We start from the raw sequence: 18,367 nt of genomic DNA, 5'->3' as shown, positions 1-18,367 counted from the left end.
CTGTTATTTGAAAAAATGCATCCATACAAACAACAACCGTCGACCTGAGACTCAGCAACAAGAGCAGGCCGACAATCGAAATAAAAAGAATCAGCTTATAAAGAAATTGCGAAGGGCTGTATTTGAATTAATACGCAAACGGTGATCGGTACCGAACTCATCAAAAACTTTCAGCTCGAAAGTTTCGGTACGCGCGGGTTTATTGGCAGGTTCCGCACTGGCATAGACTAATATGGAAATCCGGCCGGTTTCCTGAGGTAGCGTCCTAGAGCCATAGTGCGTCTTTACTGTGACTGTTTCGCCATAGACCGGAGCAATGAAACCAAAGTAAGTCCTCAGGTTTTTCACGCCATCATCAAGATTGCCGGAGAAAAAGAATTCACCAGCGTAGTCCGGGTCATATTTCACCTGATCACTGGACCAGTCGAGCAAGTGAATAACCCGCCCCTCCGAAAAAAGCGAAAGAGTGAATTGTTCAAGCCTGTCGTAACTACTTTTCTGCTCGACACTCCTGACTCCACCGAACAGGAAACTGGCAGCCGGATATCGCTTGGGAGCAACGGCATCCAGGCTAACGCTGCTGTCGTAGCCATTTTGCCCATTGCTTCGATACCGCTTCCCCTCCAGCGTTATTTCTGCGGCAATCTGTAATGATCCCACTCGCTTGCTGGATACCCAGAACTCGAACACTTGAATGGTTTCGGAAGGGTCGGAAAGACGATTGTCGGCGGCGGGTATCAACGGCGTAATGCTCGCTTCGCGACCTGACATGTCATGGGCATAGCGGTTCTCTTCGCGACTCGAAGTCCAGCTTCCCTCAAGAGGCATGCCGTCGTTATAGCTGATGAGCTGAAGCGTCTGCAGCGCCGGATGCCCATATAGAGAAACTTCATTACCTTGCGCATCCGCTGCGGACACCCGTACCAATACCCGAATCTGCATACGCCCGTTGGCATATAACGTCCGACGGCGGTCAGCGGCTGAGGAATCAAACTTCACTTCAAAGTGCTGAATACTTAAATTTTTCTCAAACATATTATTCACCTGTTAAAAAATAAAACAACAAAGAACCCATATAACCGTTTTTACATACAGCAAAACCGCAAGAAACCAGAAATTCTCGACAAGCCGCGATGACCAACACCGAAAAAAGCAAACTCCAGTGAAAGTTCATCAGACAATTACAAGCCAGAAAAAAAAACAACAAACACAAAGACAACCATCTCCGTAAATCGCCAGATCACGAAATGCGAAAGCAGGTTATGGATTTCTCGAGAGTCAGACCAAACGCCTATCAAGCAACCGGTAGCGCATTGGCTCCGGTGCCCGGAGCCAACGAAAGCTTGCCTACCTAGCTGCGAAAGCAAAATAAATCATGAGCTATTGACGTATCCATACCAAATGAAGCGGCATAAATACCCATCTGCAACTAATCCGGTTATCCCCGCGCCAGTGAAAAATTGCGTGTTTCAAAATCCGTATGAATGGCAAGTTTATGCTCGGTGCCATATTGATCAATGGCACGAAAGCGAAAGACCTCGCCATTCCTGCTCTTCGGCTCAATTGAAGAATACTCAGACAGCGCTTGCACTGCGGTCAGTTCTCCATCGCGGTCATTGACCGTCACAGAATAGGATTTGTTCTTTGTAGTAATTGCATCGGAATAAAACGTATAGGCAATAGAGTTTCCTGCATAGGGTAATACCACCAGAAAGTTCTTCAGTTCGGGAAGCACCAAAGTGCCTTGAAGACTGTTGGTTTTCCACTCATTGATCTTGTTCCCCGCAGCGAAGATGTAGCTCCCGCGTTCCCCCTGGAAAATCCAGTCCACCAGCTTTATTTGCTGCCCCCCTTGCGGATACAGCCCCAGATAGTAATTCCAGATCCGATTGCCTGGTTCTTCATTCCCGCGCCGGACCTGTTGCCACCTGAAGCTCTCGATGGAATAGGCGGAGGGTTCCTTTGCACTGAGGGTCACACTGCTGTCGTGGGCACTGTAAAGGGTCGAGCCATTACTACGAATGACTTGCTGGTTCGCTGTCAGCCGTGCGCCGACCTGGGTTTCTCCAGCACTGGAGGACGATACCCAGAAAGTGCGTACTTGCGGGTGTACCGTGTCGTCGTCATACGACTCGGACACATCATTGGTGCTGAAGCGCGACTCCAGCGTGAATCGGCCTTGCTCGTCACTGGCACGCCAGCCATTGCTCAGGGGCTGACCGCTGAGATAATGAACCAGTTCGATGCTGTCCATCACCTCGGAAGGCACATGAACCGCATTGCCATTAACGTCGGCTCCGGCAACAAGCACTTGTACTTTTACTTGCATGCGGCCATTACCGAACAGCTCTTTGCTTCGCGTACTTTCAGCGGCATCAAACTTTACTTTGAACAATGTAAGGCTTTCAAAAGCCCCAACAGAATCTGGCTGAACCCGGGTTTCTTCCGTGACTTCACTCATAGCAAACTTCCTTTGTCTTTATGTTAATTCAGCTAACTGCCACCAGTCTTTGATGACGTCGAATAAATAACATACAGACCAAAGAAAGCAAAAACAAAAATGTAAGAAACATGCACTCACGTGCACATCAATTAAAGTAATACGGCTCTCTCACGACAGAACACAATGAATTATCAATGCTCGTCGTTATAAACGAACTTGGGCATTTCCCAATGAAAACGGATAGCCAGCAGACGTAACAAAAATCCACCGAACAGCGTGATCAGAATGGCTTGTTCACTCGGCACATTCAGATAAAGACACAGCATGTAGCACCACGCCGCAGCGAACGAAACACTCGCATAAAGTTCGCGGCGAAAGATCAGCGGAATGTCGTTGCAGAAAATATCGCGCAGGATGCCGCCGAATACCCCGGTGATCACACCGCTGACCGAAGCCACCAACATGCCGTGGCCCATTTCCAGGGCGGTCATGCAACCAATGAGGGTGAACGCCACCAGACCAACGGCGTCGAGCACCAGAAACAGCGAGCGCAGGTGGCGCATCCAGCGCGCAGTGAACACCGTGAACATCGCCGCGACCGAGGTCAACACCAGGTACTCCGGATGTTTGACCCATGTCAGCGGATAATGGCCGAGCAGCACGTCGCGCACAGAGCCACCGCCCAAGGCTGTCACGCAGGCGATCAGCACTACGCCAAACCAGTCCATGCCGCGCCGCCCGGCAGAAAGGGCGCCAGTCATGGCTTCGGCGGTGATGGCGATGAGATAGAGCATCAGCAACATGGTGGCGATCCTGGCAATGAGGCGCGCAGTTTAGCCACTACGCGCCGGCACCAACAGAGATGACGTTAACCTCGCGCCAATTTAAATCCGCCGCGCTGGCCCCGCATAGCTTCAGGATCAGCATAGGACATCAGCAAAAGCACTTTGGGTGCGAATACCGGATAATTGAACATCACAGTTCATCGGTAGTCGCAACGCCAAAAGCATATACCTGTACTGACTACACGACATTGCATCAATGAAGGTCAGTAGCCTCGTTCCAGATATAAATTACGTTGATAAAAATTCGTGCGAATCGCCAGTTTATGCTCTGTACCGTGCTGATCAATGGCACGGAAGTGAAGCACATTGTCGACTTTGTATTTTTCCGCATCTTTCGAGTATTCGGACAGGGCTTGAACGACAGTCAGGTAACCGTCGCGGTCATTGACAGTTATTCTATAACGCACCTCTTTCGTTGATATGGCGTCAGAAGTAAAAGTGTACTGATAGTGATTTCCGCCATATGGCAAACACGCTGTAAATTCAGATCGTTCGCGGCGGACAAGCGTAGCCTCCATATAATTCGTTTTTGATTCATTAAGTTTGTTACCGCCCGCGAAGAAGTGATCATCGCCTGGCTCTACTCCATCTACTATCCAGTCGACCAGTCTGATCTGCCGCCCCTGCGGAAACAGGCCCAGATAATAGTTCCAGATACGATTGCGGGGGTGTTCATTGCCGCGACGCGTCTGAAACCAGTCGAACAGTCCAATCGAATAGGTCTCAGGTGTTTGTGCTTCGAGCGTCAAGCTGCTGTCATGAACACTGGAAAGCGTGGTCCCGTTACTGACAATCCTCACCCCGTTCAGAGACAAGCGCGCACCGATCCGGGTCGTACCAGCGCTCTTGGAGGATACCCAGTACGTGCGAACCTGAGGACGGATGCTGTCATTGCCCTCGTCATCTTCGTCAACTTCTCTGGTGGTGAATGGAGTTTGCGCCTCAACGGTAAACCGCCCTTGTTCGGTGCTCGCGACCCAGCCGTCGCGCAACGTCTTGCCGGTGCTGTAATGAATAAGTTCGATGCTGTCCATTACATCCGCGGGTACGTGCATCGCGTTGCCGTTAGCGTCAACCCCGGACACCAGAACTTGCACTTTCACCTGCATCCGGCCATTACCAAAAAGCGTTCTGCCAAGACTACTATCGCCGGCATCGAATTTGACCTTGAAACTGGCAATACTTCCGAAAACGGATGAATTGGTTTGCTGGCCATGTGTAGTGTCCATACTTTCACTCATGCTGCATTCCTTTTGAGAAACATATTTGAAGATGACAATTGAAATTTGCCAAAAACAGAGATACATGACTTCCAAAAAATCGACAAAATGAAAAATGTAAGAAACATACACTTGCAAGCCGCCAGCGACTCACAGGTTTTATCTAGAAAACTACCCGACTTCAACAAACATCGAGTTTTCGTAATAAACGAAGTTTGGCATTTCCCAATGAAGACGAATGGCCAGCAGACGTAACAAAAAACCGCCGAACAGGACAATCAGAATGGTGTGTTCACTCGACACATTGAGATAAAGACACCGCATGTAGCACCACGCTGCAGCGAACGAGTCACTCGCATACAAACGCCACCAAGCCATTTCGTGCCGGCTAGAAAGAGCGCGAGCGACACGACTCAATGCAGGAGCTGCCGCAGGCGACGATCTTTTGAGTGTGAATGGACAACAAGGGCAAAAAAGATCGCAGCTGCCGCGGCGCCTACACAAACCACATCAGAACTTGATGAAGTGCTTGCGGTAATGCTGCAACTCGGCGATCGATTCGCGAATATCGTCCAGCGCCAGATGGGTGCTGCCCTTCTTGAAGCTGTCGCGCACGTCCGGCGCCCAGCGCGCGGCCAGTTCCTTGAGGGTGGAAACGTCGAGGTTGCGATAGTGGAAGTAGCTTTCCAGCGACTTCATATGCGTATAGAGGAAGCGGCGATCCTGGCAGATGCTGTTGCCACAGATCGGCGATTTGCCTTTCGGCACCCATTTTTCCAGGAAGGCGATGGTTTCGGCTTCGGCTTCGGCCATGCTGATGCGGCTGTCGCGCACACGCTGGGTCAGGCCGGAGTTGCCGTGGGTGCGGGTGTTCCACTCGTCCATGCGGGCGAGTACTTCGTCACTGTGATGAATGGCAATCACCGGGCCTTCGGCCAAGGTGTTGAGATCACTGTCGGTGACGATGGTGGCCATTTCGATGATGACGTCGTTTTCCGGATCCAGACCGGTCATTTCCAGGTCGATCCAGATCAGGTTCTGCGGGTTTGGCATATTTCGGCTCCTAGGCAATGCTGCGCAGTTTAGCCTAGGCCGGTGGCCGGGCGTGCTAAACTCGCGGCCGTTTTACCTAATCGCTGCATTCTTCAGACGGAACACCCATGGCCAAACGCCAACTCAATCGTCGTCAAAACTGGCGCATCGAAAAGATTCAGGGCGAACGCGCTGCCCGCGCCGCCAAACGCGAGTCCTCGGCGGTCGAAGCCCTTGAGGGCGGCGATCTGGGCCCGGAACAAACAGGTCTGGTGATCGCCCACTTCGGTGTACAGGTCGAGGTCGAGGCCGTTGACGGTGATCAGGCCGGCCAGGTCTTCCGCTGCCACTTGCGCGCCAACCTGCCCGCGCTGGTAACCGGCGACACAGTCGTCTGGCGCGCCGGCAACCAAGGCATCGGGGTGATCGTTGCGCAACTGCCGCGCACCACCGAGCTGTGCCGCCCGGACAGCCGGGGCCAGCTCAAACCGGTAGCGGCCAACGTCGACATGATCGTCATCGTCTTCGCGCCGCTGCCCGAGCCGCATGCCAACCTGATCGACCGCTATCTGGTTGCCGCCGAACACGCCGGCATCCGGCCGCTGCTGCTGTTGAACAAATTCGACTTGATCGACGAGCAGAACGCCCCGGCGCTCAATGCGCTGCTGGCGGTGTACCGCACGCTGGGTTATCCGGTGCTGGAAGTGTCGGCGCACCACGGCAACGGCATGGAACAGCTGCAACAGCAGCTCGACGGCCGCATCAGCGTGTTCGTCGGCCAGTCCGGCGTCGGCAAGTCGTCGCTGGTCAACAGCTTGCTGCCGGAAGTCGAAACCCGCGTCGGGCCATTGTCCGAGCTGTCCGGCCAGGGCACGCATACGACGACCACCGCGCGCCTGTTCCACTTTCCCGGTGGCGGCGAACTGATCGACTCCCCGGGTATCCGTGAATTCGGCCTCGGTCACGTCAGCCGTGCCGACGTTGAAGCAGGTTTCATCGAGTTCAATGACCTGCTCGGCACCTGCCGCTTCCGCGACTGCAAGCACGACCGTGAACCGGGTTGCGCATTGCTCAAGGCCCTTGAAGATGGCCGCGTGCAGCAGCAGCGGATGAACAGCTACCGCTCGATCATCGCCAGCCTGCCGGAAAACGGCTATTAAGTAGCCAGACACAAAAAAGCCGCGATCATCTCGCGGCTTTTCTTTGCTCAAGCGCTGGCTGGCGGCTTTGGCACAGCCGTCTTCGGCTCAGGCTTTTGAAACGCATACAGATGCTGACGCACAATCCCGCCTGGCAACTCCTTGCCAAACACGCCATAACGCACCGGCCACTCTTTCGGCGGTAGCTTGAACGTGCCGAACAGCATGTCCACCAGCGGCGTGTGGATCGCGTAGTTTTTGTAGATGTAGTCCTTGTGCCGGGCGTGGTGCCAGTGGTGATAGCGCGGCAACACGATCAGGTAGTTCAGCCAGCCGCCGTTGATTCGCACGTTGGCGTGAGCCAGCACCGCCTGAACACCAACCAGAATCACATAGGCATTCAACGCTTGCGGCGCGAAGCCCAGCAGCATCAATGGCACCAGCACGCCAGTGCGGGTCAGCAGGATTTCAATGAAGTGCACGCGGGAGCCGGCGAGCCAGTCCATGTGCGTGCTGGAGTGATGCACCGCGTGAATGCGCCACAGCCATGGCACGACATGGTAGAGCCGGTGCAGCCAATACTGACCAAGATCGGCAACCAGAATCGCCAGCAGAAACTGCACCACCAGCGGCAGGCTCTGCACACTGGCCTGCAAGCCTGGCGACACCGCCCAACCAGCGATATAGCTTGAGGACGCGGTGATGAAGATCAGGATGAACTGCACCAGCATGTGGCTGACGAAAAAGTAGGTCAGGTCGGTGCGCCAGTGCGGGCGCAGGATGTTTTGCTCGGGATTCTTGGAATAGAGCTTCTCCAGAGGAATGAACACGATCGCCGACACCAGCAGCGCCAGGACAAACCAGTCCAGACCCAGCGAGTAAGGCGTCTGCCCGATCGAGCTGACCTGAACATTGGTGCCACCGAGAAATACCGCCAACCCCGATGCAACCAGGCCGGTAATCCCCAGGCGTTTGCGTTTGTTCAGCAGGATATTCAGGGTGCCGAGGCTGAACGACAGCACCAGACCGAGCAACAACGTGGTGCGCGCGAACTGCTCGTCATAGACCTTGCGCAGTTCGGCCGTGGTCAGCCATTCCGGGAAGAGGAAGCAGAACACCGCCAGCAGGCTCAACAGCCCGAGGGTGGCCGAAATGTAGCCACTGACCCGCCCCTCGCCAAATTTGAAGGGAGCGTTGCCGTGCCGCTGAAAATAGGCTTTGAGTCTTTCCATTTACTGATCTTCCGTGATTGCGAAAACTGCGACTGGTCATTGCGACGCAGGCAGATACAAAAAAGCCACGGTGACCGTGGCTTTTTGTGGATCACTGCTTCGGCGCGGGAGCCGGGGCAGTGGCTGGCGGAGCAGCGGGAGCAGGCGCTGGGGCCGCACTCCCCGGCTCAGCCGGTTTTGGCGCAGCGTCGTCGAACAGGTTCAAGCGTTCGCGCAACTCATGCGCCGGCACCGGTTGCTGATCCGCCGGCAGTGCATTCGGGTCAACCGGTGTCGCCGGAGCGGCGCCGTTCTGACCTTGATCTGCAGGTTTCGCTGGATCGGCACCTTGCGCACCTTCGATGGCCGCCTGGGCTTTCTTGGTCAGCACGACAATGTCGATACGACGGTTGACCGGGTTGAACGGGTTTTCCTTGTCGAACAGCGCCGACGAGGCATAACCGACGACCCGCGCCACTTGCGCATCCGGATAGCTGCCGGCGATCAAGGCACGACGCGCAGCGTTGGCGCGGTTGGCCGACAGCTCCCAGTTACCGAAATCACCGGTCCCTGTGTACGGCTTGGCGTCGGTGTGGCCGCTGATGCTGATCTTGTTCGGCACTGCTTTGATGGTGTCAGCCATGGCCAGCAGGATGTCTTCGAAGTATGGCTTCAGACGTGCGGAACCGGAGTCGAACATTGGTCGGTTTTCCGCGTCCATGATCTGGATGCGCAAGCCGTTCGGGGTGATCTCGAAGAGGATCTGATCCTTGAACTTCTGCAGTTGCGGGTTCTCGTCGACCTTGTTCTGCAGTTCTTGCAGGAGCAGCTCCAGACGTTCCTTCTCGACCTGCTCGGCCATGCCTTCAACCTGCTCGGTGTCGACCGTGACCTTGTCGGGTTGCGGCTGCGACTTCACTTCCGGGTTGAGGGTGTTTTCCGGCGCCAGGGTCGGCGTGCCGCCCAGGTCAATGATGTACGGCGTGCCGCTTTCAGAGAAGCCGACCGGGTCTTTGAAGTAACCGGCGATGGCGATCTTCTGCTCCGGCGTGGCGGTGGACAGCAGCCACAACACCAGGAAGAACGCCATCATCGCCGTGGCGAAGTCGGCGAAGGCGATTTTCCACGCCCCGCCGTGATGCCCGCCGGCTATGCGCTTGACGCGCTTGATGATAATCGGCTGATTATTTTCCATTTCTTAGCGACCGCGAACGGCTTGTTCCAGCTCGGCAAAGCTTGGACGGTGAGCCGGGTACAGAACCTTGCGACCGAACTCGACTGCCAGCGACGGTGGCATGCCGGAAGCCGAAGCCACCAGCGAGGCCTTGATGGCTTCGTAGACGTTCAGCTCTTCCTTGGCATCGTGGGCCAGGGAATGCGCCAGCGGGCCGAAGAAACCGTACGCCGCGAGAATACCGAAGAAGGTACCGACCAGTGCGGCACCCACGTGCAGACCGATGGACTTCTGATCGCCTTCACCCAGCGAGGCCATGGTCACCACAATACCGAGTACCGCCGCAACGATACCGAAACCGGGCATGGCGTCGGCGATGCCGTTCACCGCGTGGGATGGGTGCTCGAGGTCTTCCTTGAGGCTGTACAGCTCCATGTCGAACAAGCCTTCCAGCTCGTGCGGGGCCATGTTGCCGGACGACATGATGCGCAGGTAATCGCAGATGAACGCGGTCATGCGTTCGTCTTTGAGCACTGCCGGGTACTTGGCGAAAATCGGGCTCGCGGCAGCATCTTCGATGTCGCCTTCAATGGCCATCATGCCTTCGCGGCGGCTCTTGTTGAGGATCTCGTAGATCAGGCCGAGCACTTCCAGATAGAACGTGTGGCTGAAGCGCGAACTGAACATGCTCAGGGATTTCTTGAGCACGTGCATCGTCATGTAGCCAGGGTTGGCCTGCAGGAATGCACCGAGTGCAGCACCACCGATGATCAACACCTCGAAGGGCTGGATCAGGGCGGCAATCTTGCCGTGGGAGAGCACGTATCCGCCGAGCACGCTCGCGAATACGACGATGATGCCGATAATTTTAGCCATAGGTAGAAAGTACTTACTTAAGTCGGGTTCAAGGTCATATTCGGAAGTTAAAAAATCTCTTCTTCTACTTATCGGCAAAACTGCGCCAGACTATAGCCAGTTCAGGCGAAAAGCCAATTTAGCCCATGCCGGGCGCGTCTACAGTCAGTGAAGATCCCGTCCAGACATGGCTAATGAAACGAACGTCCCACACGCAAAACCGACCACCCTCGACGGCTGGGTAAAGTTGCTCGATGGCGTGCGACTGCCCGTACCGCAAGAGGCTCACGACAAAGTCTGCCGGGCGATCCGTGACAATCGCAGCTCGCTGCGCGACATTGCCGACCTGATGCAGGACAGCCCGGCACTGGCCTTGAGCATCATCCGTGAGGCGAATCGTCACACCCATGGCACCATGGCCGCGCCGGCGGAAAATCTTGAGGTGGCGATCAATCGCCTCGGCCTTGCCCGTACAGAAGAACTGCTGGCGCGGTTGCCCGCCGAGCCGCAGATGCAAATTCCCAAAGCCCTGCGCCAGTTGCAGATGATCAGCCAGCATGCAACGCAACAGGCCAACGGTTTTTTCGCCAGTCGCCTGGCGCGGCTGTGGCAGGACATTCATTGGGGCAGCCTGCTGTTTTTGTCGCCGCTTTGGCCATTGGCGCTGACCTATCCGCAATTGCTTGAAGAATGGGAACTGCGGGTTATCCACAAGGGCGAATCAGCGCGCGTGGTCGAAAAACAATTGTTTGGTGTACGTCTGCTGAAAATCGCAGAAGCGCTGGTGCAGGCCTGGCATCTGCCGATCTGGGTGCAGCAAGGCTATAAATTGCTGCTCAGCGAACAGCGCGAGCTGGTGAAAGTGCTGCGCATCGCCCGCGACAGCGAGCATCCGTTGCGCCAGCAAAATCGCCTCGACGATGACCCCACCCTGCGCCGCTGGCTCAACCAGCCGGCCAACACCGTACTGCTGGCCAACGGTCTGGCGTTGTCGGCACAGCAGGCCTGGGACAGTCCGCACAGCGAACGCTGGCAATACCTGACCAGCCTTTATCTGCAGATTTCCATGGACGAGGTGCAACAACAGTTGCACCAGCAAGCCGCCAACAGTGCGCGCCACCATGCGATGCCGGACTTGTGGCACCCGGCAGTTTCATTGCTATGGCCGTGGGGCACCCATCGTTTGCCGGCCGGCATGCTGCCCGCCGCTGCGCCAACCTCGGAAGATCTGACGCAATGGCGCCAGCAATGCGCCGAGCTATTGGCCGAGCCAAGCCGCTTCACCAATGCCATGAGCCTGACCGTCGCCGCTCGCGATGCGCTGGTCGCCAGCGGCATGCGCCGCGTGATGATCCTGATGGCCGACCGCACGCAGTCCAATCTGCGCGTGCATCAAACCGCGGGCCTGCCGAAAGAAGCGGCGGCGCTGAATTTTGTCGTCGGCCAGAGCAAAGTCCTGCAACGGCTGCTCGCGCAACAGGCGCAGGTACGCATCACTCCAGAGAACGATGCGCAATTCTCCGCCTTGCTGCCCGCGAGCCTGCGCACGCTGTTTCGCGGCGAGCATTTGTTCCTGCGCTCACTGGTCAATAACGGCCGGGTGATCATGATCGTCGTTGCCGATCAGGGCGGCGGGCCATTCGCCGACATCACCGTGCAAGCCTTTGGCAAAACCGCGCAGTGCATCGAAAAAGCCCTGCACAGCTTTAGCAGCCGTGGCCGATGAGGCTGCGCTACAATCCTCCCCTTTGTGCTCTGGAGACCTCACATGTCTGACTTCTCTGGCTTGCCGCTCGTCATCGAACCGAGCGACTTGCTCCCGCGTCTCGAGTCGGGCGAACTGATTCTGGTGGACCTGACCAGCCCTGCCCGTTACACCGAGGGCCATATCCCCGGCGCACGCTTTGTCGACCCGAAACGCACCCAGCTCGGCCAGCCGCCGGCGCCGGGCCTGCTGCCGGCCAAAGCCGATCTCGAAGCGTTATTCGGTGAACTGGGCCACCGCAAAGACGCGGTCTACGTGGTCTATGACGACGAAGGCGGCGGCTGGGCCGGGCGCTTCATCTGGCTGCTCGACGTCATTGGTCACGATAAATACCACTATATAGACGGTGGTCTGCCGGCATGGCTGGCAGATGGCATGCCAATGTCGATCCAAGTGCCAGCAGCCGTCGGTGGCCCACTGCCGTTGACTTTGCACGACGAGCCGACTGCCACGCGCGAATATCTGCAAAGCCGTCTCGGTGCTGCCGATCTGGCGATCTGGGACGCGCGCGGGCCGCTGGAATACTCCGGCGAGAAAGTACTGGCCGCCAAGGCCGGGCACATCCCCGGTGCGGTCAACTTCGAGTGGACGGCGGGCATGGACAAGGCCCGTCAGTTGCGTATTCGCACAGACATGCCGCAGATCCTCGAAGACCTCGGGATCACCAAGGACAAAGAAATCATTACCCACTGCCAGACCCATCACCGGTCGGGCTTCACTTATCTGGTGGCCAAGTCCCTCGGTTATCCGCGGGTCAAGGGCTACGCCGGTTCCTGGGGCGAATGGGGCAACCACCCTGACACGCCAGTCGAGATTTAAGGTTTTTAAGGACAACTAATGAAAGAGCGTCTGTTTATCCTCAGCCAGTACCTGCTGCCGCATCACCTGCTGTCGCGCCTGGCCGGCTGCATTGCCGAGTGCCGCGTGCGCTGGTTCAAGAATGCCTTCACCCAATGGTTCGCCAAGCGCTACCAAGTGGACATGTCGCAAGCGCTGGTCGAAGACCTGACCGCTTACGAGCACTTCAACGCCTTCTTCACCCGTGCCCTGAAAGACGGCGCGCGTCCGCTGGACGAAACCCCGGGCGCGATCCTCAGCCCGGCCGACGGTGCGGTCAGCCAGCTTGGCCCGATCGAACACGGTCGCGTGTTCCAGGCCAAGGGCCACAGTTTCAGCGTGCTGGAACTGCTCGGCGGTGATGCGGCCAACGCCGCGCCGTTCATGGGCGGCGACTTCGCCACCATCTACCTGTCGCCGAAGGACTACCACCGTGTGCACATGCCACTGGCCGGCACCCTGCGCGAGATGGTCTACATCCCGGGCCGGATTTTCTCGGTGAATCAGACCACCGCCGAAAACGTCCCGGAACTGTTCGCCCGTAACGAGCGCGTGGCGTGCATCTTCGACACCGAGCGCGGGCCGATGGCCGTGGTGTTGGTAGGTGCGATGATCGTCGCGTCGATCGAAACCGTATGGGCCGGTCTGGTCACCCCGCCGAAGCGCGAGCTGAAAACCTTCCGCTACGACGAAGCCGCCCGTGCGCCGATCCACTTGGAGAAAGGTGCTGAACTGGGCCGTTTCAAACTGGGTTCGACCGCCATCGTGCTGTTCGGGCCGGATCAGGTGAAATGGGCTGAAGAACTGGCGGCAGGTTCGCCAGTGCAGATGGGCCAAGGCCTGGCGCTGCCAAAAGCCTGATACTGAATCGACCGCCCCGGATTGCGCTGACGGTCGATATCCTTATAGGAGCTGCCGAAGGCTGCGATCTTTTGATCCTGGTTTTAAATCAAAATCAAAAGATCGCAGCCTGCGGCAGCTCCTACAGATTTCGTCATACCGACGAATCGCGAATTTTGCTGCTATGGTTTTTGGCATGAGCCAGACCATCTCCCCCCCACAACTGCGCGCGCCGACTCCGACTCAGTCGCGCCTGTCGTTTTGCGAAGCCACCCCGCGTGATCTCAAGCGCTGGATTGCCGACCTGCCCAAGGCCAACATCGGCGAAACCGCCCGCCAGTTGTATCAAGGGCTGGGCGAACTCAACCAATTGCTCACTCCCAGCGACAATCGTCTGCAGTTGCTCGAATTGCTGCGACCCGAGGTGTATTTCGTCTGCCAGCATCTGGAGCGAAACTTCCTGCATCAGGCGATCATGCTCGACGATCGCTCGCGCAAGATCAGCAATCTTTGCCAGGCGCTGCAAAGTCATTTGGCGATCGGTTACAAACAGATCGTGCTGCGGATCGCGCCGAAGTACAGCAAGGATCGCGCAGCGCTGGTCAGCACGGCCCTGCAACGGGCGGCGCATGCGTTGAAGGGGCAACTGGTGCGCGCCGCCCAGCTGTACAGTTCGCCGCCGGAGCATCTGTGGTTTGAACTGCATCAGCTCTATCACACAGCGTGCCAGTTGCAGCTGCAACAGCGCCGCGTGCATGACGATCTGGCCAGCCTGACCACGGAGCTGAGCCTCGAACAGATCTACATCGCCGCCCTGCTCCTCGGCAGCGCGCGCTGCAATCAACTGCGCCAGAACCAGATCGCCCGGCTCGCCGAAGTGCTTGAACCGTGGAGCGCCCTGCTCAAATTGCACCCCGGCAGTCCCGACGGCGGCTTGTTTGCGGTCAGCGCCGAGCTTGATGTCGGGCCGCGCTACCGCAGCATGTTTCGCAGCGAGCAGCGCGCCGGTTTGCTTGGCTTCGACCCGCAACCGCTGGTGAACACTCTCGAAGCGCATTTGCTGCATCAGGACACCTCCAAGCCTCTGCCCGTCCCGACCGGCCTGAGTTTCGACACGCTGCAACATTTACACGCGACGTGGGGCGAAGCGGCCGAGCGCAGTTTTCAGCGCACCGTCGGCCAGGGCAATCTCACCGTCTGCGTGGGCATGAGCGCCCTGCACTTCTACCTCGGCGGCGAACGCAGCTTCAGCGATCTGCTAAAACATCCCGGCGCCCGCGCAGCGAATTTCAACAAAGCCGTGGCCAAAGGGGAAAAGGACAGCTGGAGTCAGGCCTTCGACGCGGCACCGCAGAACAATGAGCAGTTTTTGCCCTACGAAGAAATCCAGTACGACCACCTGGTCGAAGACGAAAGCAGCACCGACGCTGCGCCGCACTATCCGACTTACGCGTTGCCAGTGATCAATCACAGCCCCGGGGGTTACTGTCTGGCGTGGCCAAATGAAGTGCCCGCCGAGTTACAGGCCGGAGAAATGCTCGGGATTCAGGACAGCGCCAGTCTGGGCTGGAGCATCGCGGTGATTCGCTGGATTCGTCAGGTACGCGGTGGTGGCACGCAAATGGGTATTGAACTAGTGGCGCCACATGCCCAGCCCTGCGGGTTGCAACTGGTGCGTGCGCGGGACGATCACAGTCAGTATTTGCGCGGATTATTGTTACCGGAGATAAGCGCGATCGATCTACCGGCAACCTTGCTGGCGCCGCGATTGCCGTTTCAGGAAGGCAGCAAAGTGCTGATCAACACCCACGGCGAAGAGCAACGTGCCGGGCTGGATCGACGCGTGGCGAGTACGCACAGCTTCAATCAGTTCGCTTATCGCTCGCTGGATACTGCGCGCAATGGCGGGAGCGAGGAGGATTTTGATTCGTTGTGGAAGTCACTTTGAAGCAAAAGATCGCAGCCTGCGGCAGCTCCTACAGAAAAACGCATATTCCTCTGTAGGAGCTGCCGCAGGCTGCGATCTTTTGATCTTAATTACAACTGCCCGTCGCGATCGCGGAAACCCAGCAGATACAGCACGCCATCCAGACCCAACGTCGAGATCGCCTGCTTCGCCGACTGTTTCACCAACGGCTTGGCGCGGAACGCCACACCCAAACCGGCAATCGCCAGCATTGGCAGGTCATTCGCGCCGTCGCCGACCGCGATGGTCTGCTCCAGACGCAAACCTTCCTTGTGCGCCAGCTCTTTCAACAGGTCAGCCTTGCGCTGGGCATCGACAATCGGCTCGATCGCCACGCCGGTGCACTTGCCGTCGACCACTTCCAGTTCGTTGGCGAACACATAGTCGATACCGAGTTTGGCCTGCAATTGCTTGGCGAAATAGGTGAAGCCGCCCGAGAGGATCGCGGTCTTGTAGCCCAGACGCTTGAGCTCGGCGAACAGCGTTTCGGCGCCCTCGGTCAGACGCAGCGAAGCGCCGATCGAATCCAGCACGCTGACGTCGAGGCCTTTGAGCAAGGCCAGACGCTCTTTGAAGCTGGCGCGGAAATCCAGCTCACCGGCCATGGCGCGTTCGGTGATTTCAGAAACCTGTTCGCCCACCCCGGCCGCCTTGGCCAGTTCATCGATGACCTCGGCCTCAATCAGGGTCGAGTCCATGTCGAACACCGCCAGACGACGGTTGCGACGGAACAGCGAATCTTCCTGGAAGGCGATGTCGACATTCAGCTCTTGGGCCACGCTGAGGAATTCGGCACGCAGCGCCTGCGGATCAGCCGCTTCGCCACGCACGGAAAACTCGATGCAGCCCTTGCCTTTGTCTGCCGGCGTGTCCAGCGGCATGCGACCCGACAGACGGTCGATGTGATCGATGTTCAAGCCATATTTGGCGGTGATCGAACTGACTGCCTGCAATTGGCCGGCGGTCACTTTGCGGGTCAGCAGGGTAACGATGTGGCGTTTCTTGCCCTGATTGCCTACCCACTGCTGGTAATCCTCTTCGGACACCGGGGTGAAGCGCACCTGCTGGTCGAGCTCGTAGCCCTTGAACAGGATGTCCTTGAGCACGGACTTGCCTTGCTCGGAATCGGGGATTTCAACCAGGATGCCGAACGACAGGGTGTCGTGGATCACCGCCTGACCGATGTCGAGAATGTTCACACCACCTTGTGCCAGAACGCCGGTAATGGCCGCAGTCAGACCCGGACGGTCGACTCCCGTGATGTTAATCAGGACGATTTCGCGCAACGCGCACCCCCGCAACTGGAAAAAAACCGCATTCTACCCACTTTCAGTGACCATCGGGCACCGCGAGCGCTTTGCCGGTCTAGGGCCTGTCGCTATACTGCGCGTCAACTTCACGGACAAAAGAGCCGAGCTCAGTGAACCGGCCCACGCCAGTTAAAACCGATAACTTCTTCCTGCTGATCTTCCGTGCACTGCGCCACCGCCGTGTACCGATTGCATTGCGCATTGCCAGCCATAACGTGATCCTGGTCGCTCTGGCGCTGGTGATCTATGCCGGCGTGATGGGTTTGCAATTCAAGCAGGCCATGCACCAGCAAGCCGATGCGCTGGGCGAAAGCCTGACCACGCAGACCGCGACCTCTGCCACCGAGCTGTTGGTGTCCAACGACATCCTCAGCCTCAATGTGCTGCTCAACAACCTGACCAAGAACAAGCTGGTGGCCCACGCGGCGATCTACAGCGTGGATAACCGCATCCTCGCCGAGTCCGGTCAGCGGCCCAAGCACAGCCTGCTGGGCGAAGCCGAAGGCATGTACGAGAGCAAGATCACTTTTCAGGACGTGACCGCCGGGCAACTGCGCATCAGCCTGGACATGGATCAGTTCCAGCAGCCGATGACCATCAGCCTGCAAAGCATGGGCATTCTCAGCGGTATTCTGTTGGCGCTGTCGCTGGCCTTGAGCCTGCGCATGGGCCGCTATCTGTCGACGCCGTTGCTGCAGTTGCGCGTCTGGCTGCGCCGCATCGACGAACACACGCCGGGCATCGATCGTCAGGATGAAATCGGCGATCTGGCGCGTCAGCTGCACGCCAACTACGCGCCGGAGCCTGCACCTGAACCGGAGCCGGAATTCGAGGACGAAGAAGACGAGCCGGAATTCGAGGTGCGCAACTTGCGTGATCCGAGTTTCGACGAAACCCGTCCGATGGCCGCGCAGAAGCCGGCGCCGCGACATCTGGTCAGCACCGTCGAAGACGATGATGACGATGACGCATTCGCCGACCTGCGCGACGAGTCGCTCAATGGCGCGCCCCAACCTGTCGTCCGCCAACCGTCGCCAAGCGTGCCGCAGCACACCGCCGTGCTAGCCGTGCAACTGGGCTCGCAGGAACAACTGCGCCGCTTGCCACGGGCACGTTTGGAAGAGTTGCAGGAGCGCTATCGCGACTGCCTCGATCAAGCCGCTTCGTTGTATCAGGGCGAAATCGAGACCCTGAACGACGGCAGCACGCTGATGCTGTTTCACACCGAAGACAGCGGCGATGATTACCTGACCAACGCCATTTGCTGTGGCGAGTTGCTGCGGGCGCTGGGCCATCAGTTGCAGATTGAGGTCGCCGACAGCGGCATCACCCTGCAATTGCAGCTGGGTTTGACCCTGGGCGATGAGCTGTTTGGCTTGAGCCAGATTGATCTGCTGCTGACCGATTCGGCCCAGGATGCCTTGGCCTTGTCGCAGCACAGCCGTAATCTGCTGCTGGTTGAGCGCAAGATCAGTGACGACGCGCTGATTCGCCAGCGTGCGCGGATCCGGCCGATTGCCAGCCCTGAGGGTGCTTGCTGCGTGGAGCGGTTGATGGAGCCTTATCCGTCGATGCTCGAGCGGCAACTGGCGCGGATGCATGAGCGCCGGGCTTAAGCCTTAGGCCTGAAACACAGAAGCCCGCAGACGAGTGATTGTCTGCGGGCTTTTTTGTGGCCGGTGTTATCGAGATTGCAAGCACCCTGAAAAGCCCCTCACTGTAGAGACCGG

Annotated in this window: 15 protein-coding genes and 1 pseudogene; 6 read left to right on the top strand and 10 right to left on the bottom strand. The window is 57.7% G+C overall.

What is annotated here, in order from left to right; genetic code table 11:
- Positions 1–90: 90 nt before the first annotated feature.
- From M5G26_RS16530 to orn, 6 genes and pseudogenes are all read right to left on the bottom strand, one after another.
- Entirely contained in the window at positions 91–1,035 is a 945-nt protein-coding gene (locus M5G26_RS16530; protein ID WP_273915975.1) for a hypothetical protein, read from the bottom strand.
- 403 nt (positions 1,036–1,438) lie between these two features.
- Positions 1,439–2,461 (bottom strand): hypothetical protein, encoded by a 1,023-nt coding sequence (locus M5G26_RS16525; RefSeq protein WP_273915974.1) that lies wholly within the window; start codon positions 2,459–2,461, stop codon positions 1,439–1,441.
- Positions 2,462–2,634: 173 nt separating this feature from the next.
- On the bottom strand, positions 2,635–3,246 hold the full coding sequence (locus M5G26_RS16520) for a trimeric intracellular cation channel family protein (RefSeq protein ID WP_038360340.1): 612 nt from the start codon (positions 3,244–3,246) through the stop codon (positions 2,635–2,637).
- A gap of 245 nt (positions 3,247–3,491) precedes the next feature.
- Positions 3,492–4,529, bottom strand: a complete 1,038-nt coding sequence (locus M5G26_RS16515; protein ID WP_273915973.1) for a hypothetical protein — start codon at positions 4,527–4,529, stop codon at positions 3,492–3,494.
- A 150-nt stretch (positions 4,530–4,679) separates the two neighbouring features.
- Positions 4,680–4,871: pseudogene (locus tag M5G26_RS16510) on the bottom strand (trimeric intracellular cation channel family protein); the annotation flags it as partial.
- Positions 4,872–5,018: 147 nt separating this feature from the next.
- Positions 5,019–5,561: an oligoribonuclease gene (gene orn / locus M5G26_RS16505; protein WP_077570608.1), complete on the bottom strand. Its 543-nt coding sequence runs from the start codon at positions 5,559–5,561 to the stop codon at positions 5,019–5,021.
- Positions 5,562–5,668: 107 nt separating this feature from the next.
- Here orn and rsgA point away from each other — a divergent pair, with 107 nt between their 5' ends.
- Entirely contained in the window at positions 5,669–6,700 is a 1,032-nt protein-coding gene (gene rsgA, locus M5G26_RS16500) for a small ribosomal subunit biogenesis GTPase RsgA (protein WP_016985702.1), read from the top strand.
- A gap of 47 nt (positions 6,701–6,747) precedes the next feature.
- Here rsgA and M5G26_RS16495 read toward each other — a convergent pair whose 3' ends face one another.
- The 3 genes from M5G26_RS16495 to motA all read right to left on the bottom strand — a co-directional run bounded on the left by M5G26_RS16495 (position 6,748) and on the right by motA (position 9,940).
- Entirely contained in the window at positions 6,748–7,911 is a 1,164-nt protein-coding gene (locus tag M5G26_RS16495) for a sterol desaturase family protein (protein ID WP_134175857.1), read from the bottom strand.
- A 91-nt stretch (positions 7,912–8,002) separates the two neighbouring features.
- A complete protein-coding gene (gene motB / locus M5G26_RS16490) occupies positions 8,003–9,085 on the bottom strand; it encodes a flagellar motor protein MotB (RefSeq protein ID WP_273915972.1) in 1,083 nt (360 codons plus the stop codon).
- A gap of 3 nt (positions 9,086–9,088) precedes the next feature.
- On the bottom strand, positions 9,089–9,940 hold the full coding sequence (gene motA, locus M5G26_RS16485) for a flagellar motor stator protein MotA (RefSeq protein ID WP_007915795.1): 852 nt from the start codon (positions 9,938–9,940) through the stop codon (positions 9,089–9,091).
- Positions 9,941–10,106: 166 nt separating this feature from the next.
- On the opposite strand from motA, the gene M5G26_RS16480 reads away from it, so the two are divergent.
- The 4 genes from M5G26_RS16480 (at position 10,107) to M5G26_RS16465 (ending at position 15,309) form a co-directional block, all read left to right on the top strand.
- On the top strand, positions 10,107–11,645 hold the full coding sequence (locus M5G26_RS16480; protein WP_273915971.1) for an HDOD domain-containing protein: 1,539 nt from the start codon (positions 10,107–10,109) through the stop codon (positions 11,643–11,645).
- Positions 11,646–11,687: 42 nt separating this feature from the next.
- Positions 11,688–12,503 (top strand): thiosulfate sulfurtransferase, encoded by an 816-nt coding sequence (rhdA, locus tag M5G26_RS16475; RefSeq protein ID WP_134175860.1) that lies wholly within the window; start codon positions 11,688–11,690, stop codon positions 12,501–12,503.
- Between the two features lie 18 nt (positions 12,504–12,521).
- Positions 12,522–13,382: an archaetidylserine decarboxylase gene (gene asd / locus M5G26_RS16470; protein WP_095113488.1), complete on the top strand. Its 861-nt coding sequence runs from the start codon at positions 12,522–12,524 to the stop codon at positions 13,380–13,382.
- Positions 13,383–13,557: 175 nt separating this feature from the next.
- Positions 13,558–15,309, top strand: coding sequence for a molecular chaperone (locus M5G26_RS16465; RefSeq protein WP_273915970.1), 1,752 nt, complete (start codon positions 13,558–13,560; stop codon positions 15,307–15,309).
- An 89-nt stretch (positions 15,310–15,398) separates the two neighbouring features.
- Here M5G26_RS16465 and serB read toward each other — a convergent pair whose 3' ends face one another.
- The gene (gene serB / locus M5G26_RS16460; protein ID WP_008079219.1) at positions 15,399–16,613 is read right to left on the bottom strand and encodes a phosphoserine phosphatase SerB; all 1,215 of its coding nucleotides are present in this window, start codon (positions 16,611–16,613) and stop codon (positions 15,399–15,401) included.
- A gap of 134 nt (positions 16,614–16,747) precedes the next feature.
- Between serB and M5G26_RS16455 the strand changes: the two genes are divergently transcribed.
- Positions 16,748–18,253 (top strand): AhpA/YtjB family protein, encoded by a 1,506-nt coding sequence (locus tag M5G26_RS16455; RefSeq protein WP_007915782.1) that lies wholly within the window; start codon positions 16,748–16,750, stop codon positions 18,251–18,253.
- The last annotated feature ends 114 nt before the right edge of the window (positions 18,254–18,367 follow it).

Origin of the sequence: Pseudomonas sp. TNT2022 ID642, from assembly GCF_028656995.1 — a bacterium.
In the GTDB taxonomy this organism is placed as follows: Bacteria; Pseudomonadota; Gammaproteobacteria; order Pseudomonadales; family Pseudomonadaceae; genus Aquipseudomonas.
The sequence above is the reverse complement of the archived record's forward strand: the minus strand, read 5'-3'. Positions and strand labels throughout refer to the sequence as shown.

Coding starts and splice junctions, on each gene's coding strand:
- M5G26_RS16530 (WP_273915975.1), bottom strand. CDS start 1,035: ATGTTTGAGAAAAATTTAAGTATTCAGCACTTTGAAGTGAAGTTTGAT.
- M5G26_RS16525 (WP_273915974.1), bottom strand. CDS start 2,461: ATGAGTGAAGTCACGGAAGAAACCCGGGTTCAGCCAGATTCTGTTGGG.
- M5G26_RS16520 (WP_038360340.1), bottom strand. CDS start 3,246: ATGTTGCTGATGCTCTATCTCATCGCCATCACCGCCGAAGCCATGACT.
- M5G26_RS16515 (WP_273915973.1), bottom strand. CDS start 4,529: ATGAGTGAAAGTATGGACACTACACATGGCCAGCAAACCAATTCATCC.
- orn (WP_077570608.1), bottom strand. CDS start 5,561: ATGCCAAACCCGCAGAACCTGATCTGGATCGACCTGGAAATGACCGGT.
- rsgA (WP_016985702.1), top strand. CDS start 5,669: ATGGCCAAACGCCAACTCAATCGTCGTCAAAACTGGCGCATCGAAAAG.
- M5G26_RS16495 (WP_134175857.1), bottom strand. CDS start 7,911: ATGGAAAGACTCAAAGCCTATTTTCAGCGGCACGGCAACGCTCCCTTC.
- motB (WP_273915972.1), bottom strand. CDS start 9,085: ATGGAAAATAATCAGCCGATTATCATCAAGCGCGTCAAGCGCATAGCC.
- motA (WP_007915795.1), bottom strand. CDS start 9,940: ATGGCTAAAATTATCGGCATCATCGTCGTATTCGCGAGCGTGCTCGGC.
- M5G26_RS16480 (WP_273915971.1), top strand. CDS start 10,107: ATGGCTAATGAAACGAACGTCCCACACGCAAAACCGACCACCCTCGAC.
- rhdA (WP_134175860.1), top strand. CDS start 11,688: ATGTCTGACTTCTCTGGCTTGCCGCTCGTCATCGAACCGAGCGACTTG.
- asd (WP_095113488.1), top strand. CDS start 12,522: ATGAAAGAGCGTCTGTTTATCCTCAGCCAGTACCTGCTGCCGCATCAC.
- M5G26_RS16465 (WP_273915970.1), top strand. CDS start 13,558: ATGAGCCAGACCATCTCCCCCCCACAACTGCGCGCGCCGACTCCGACT.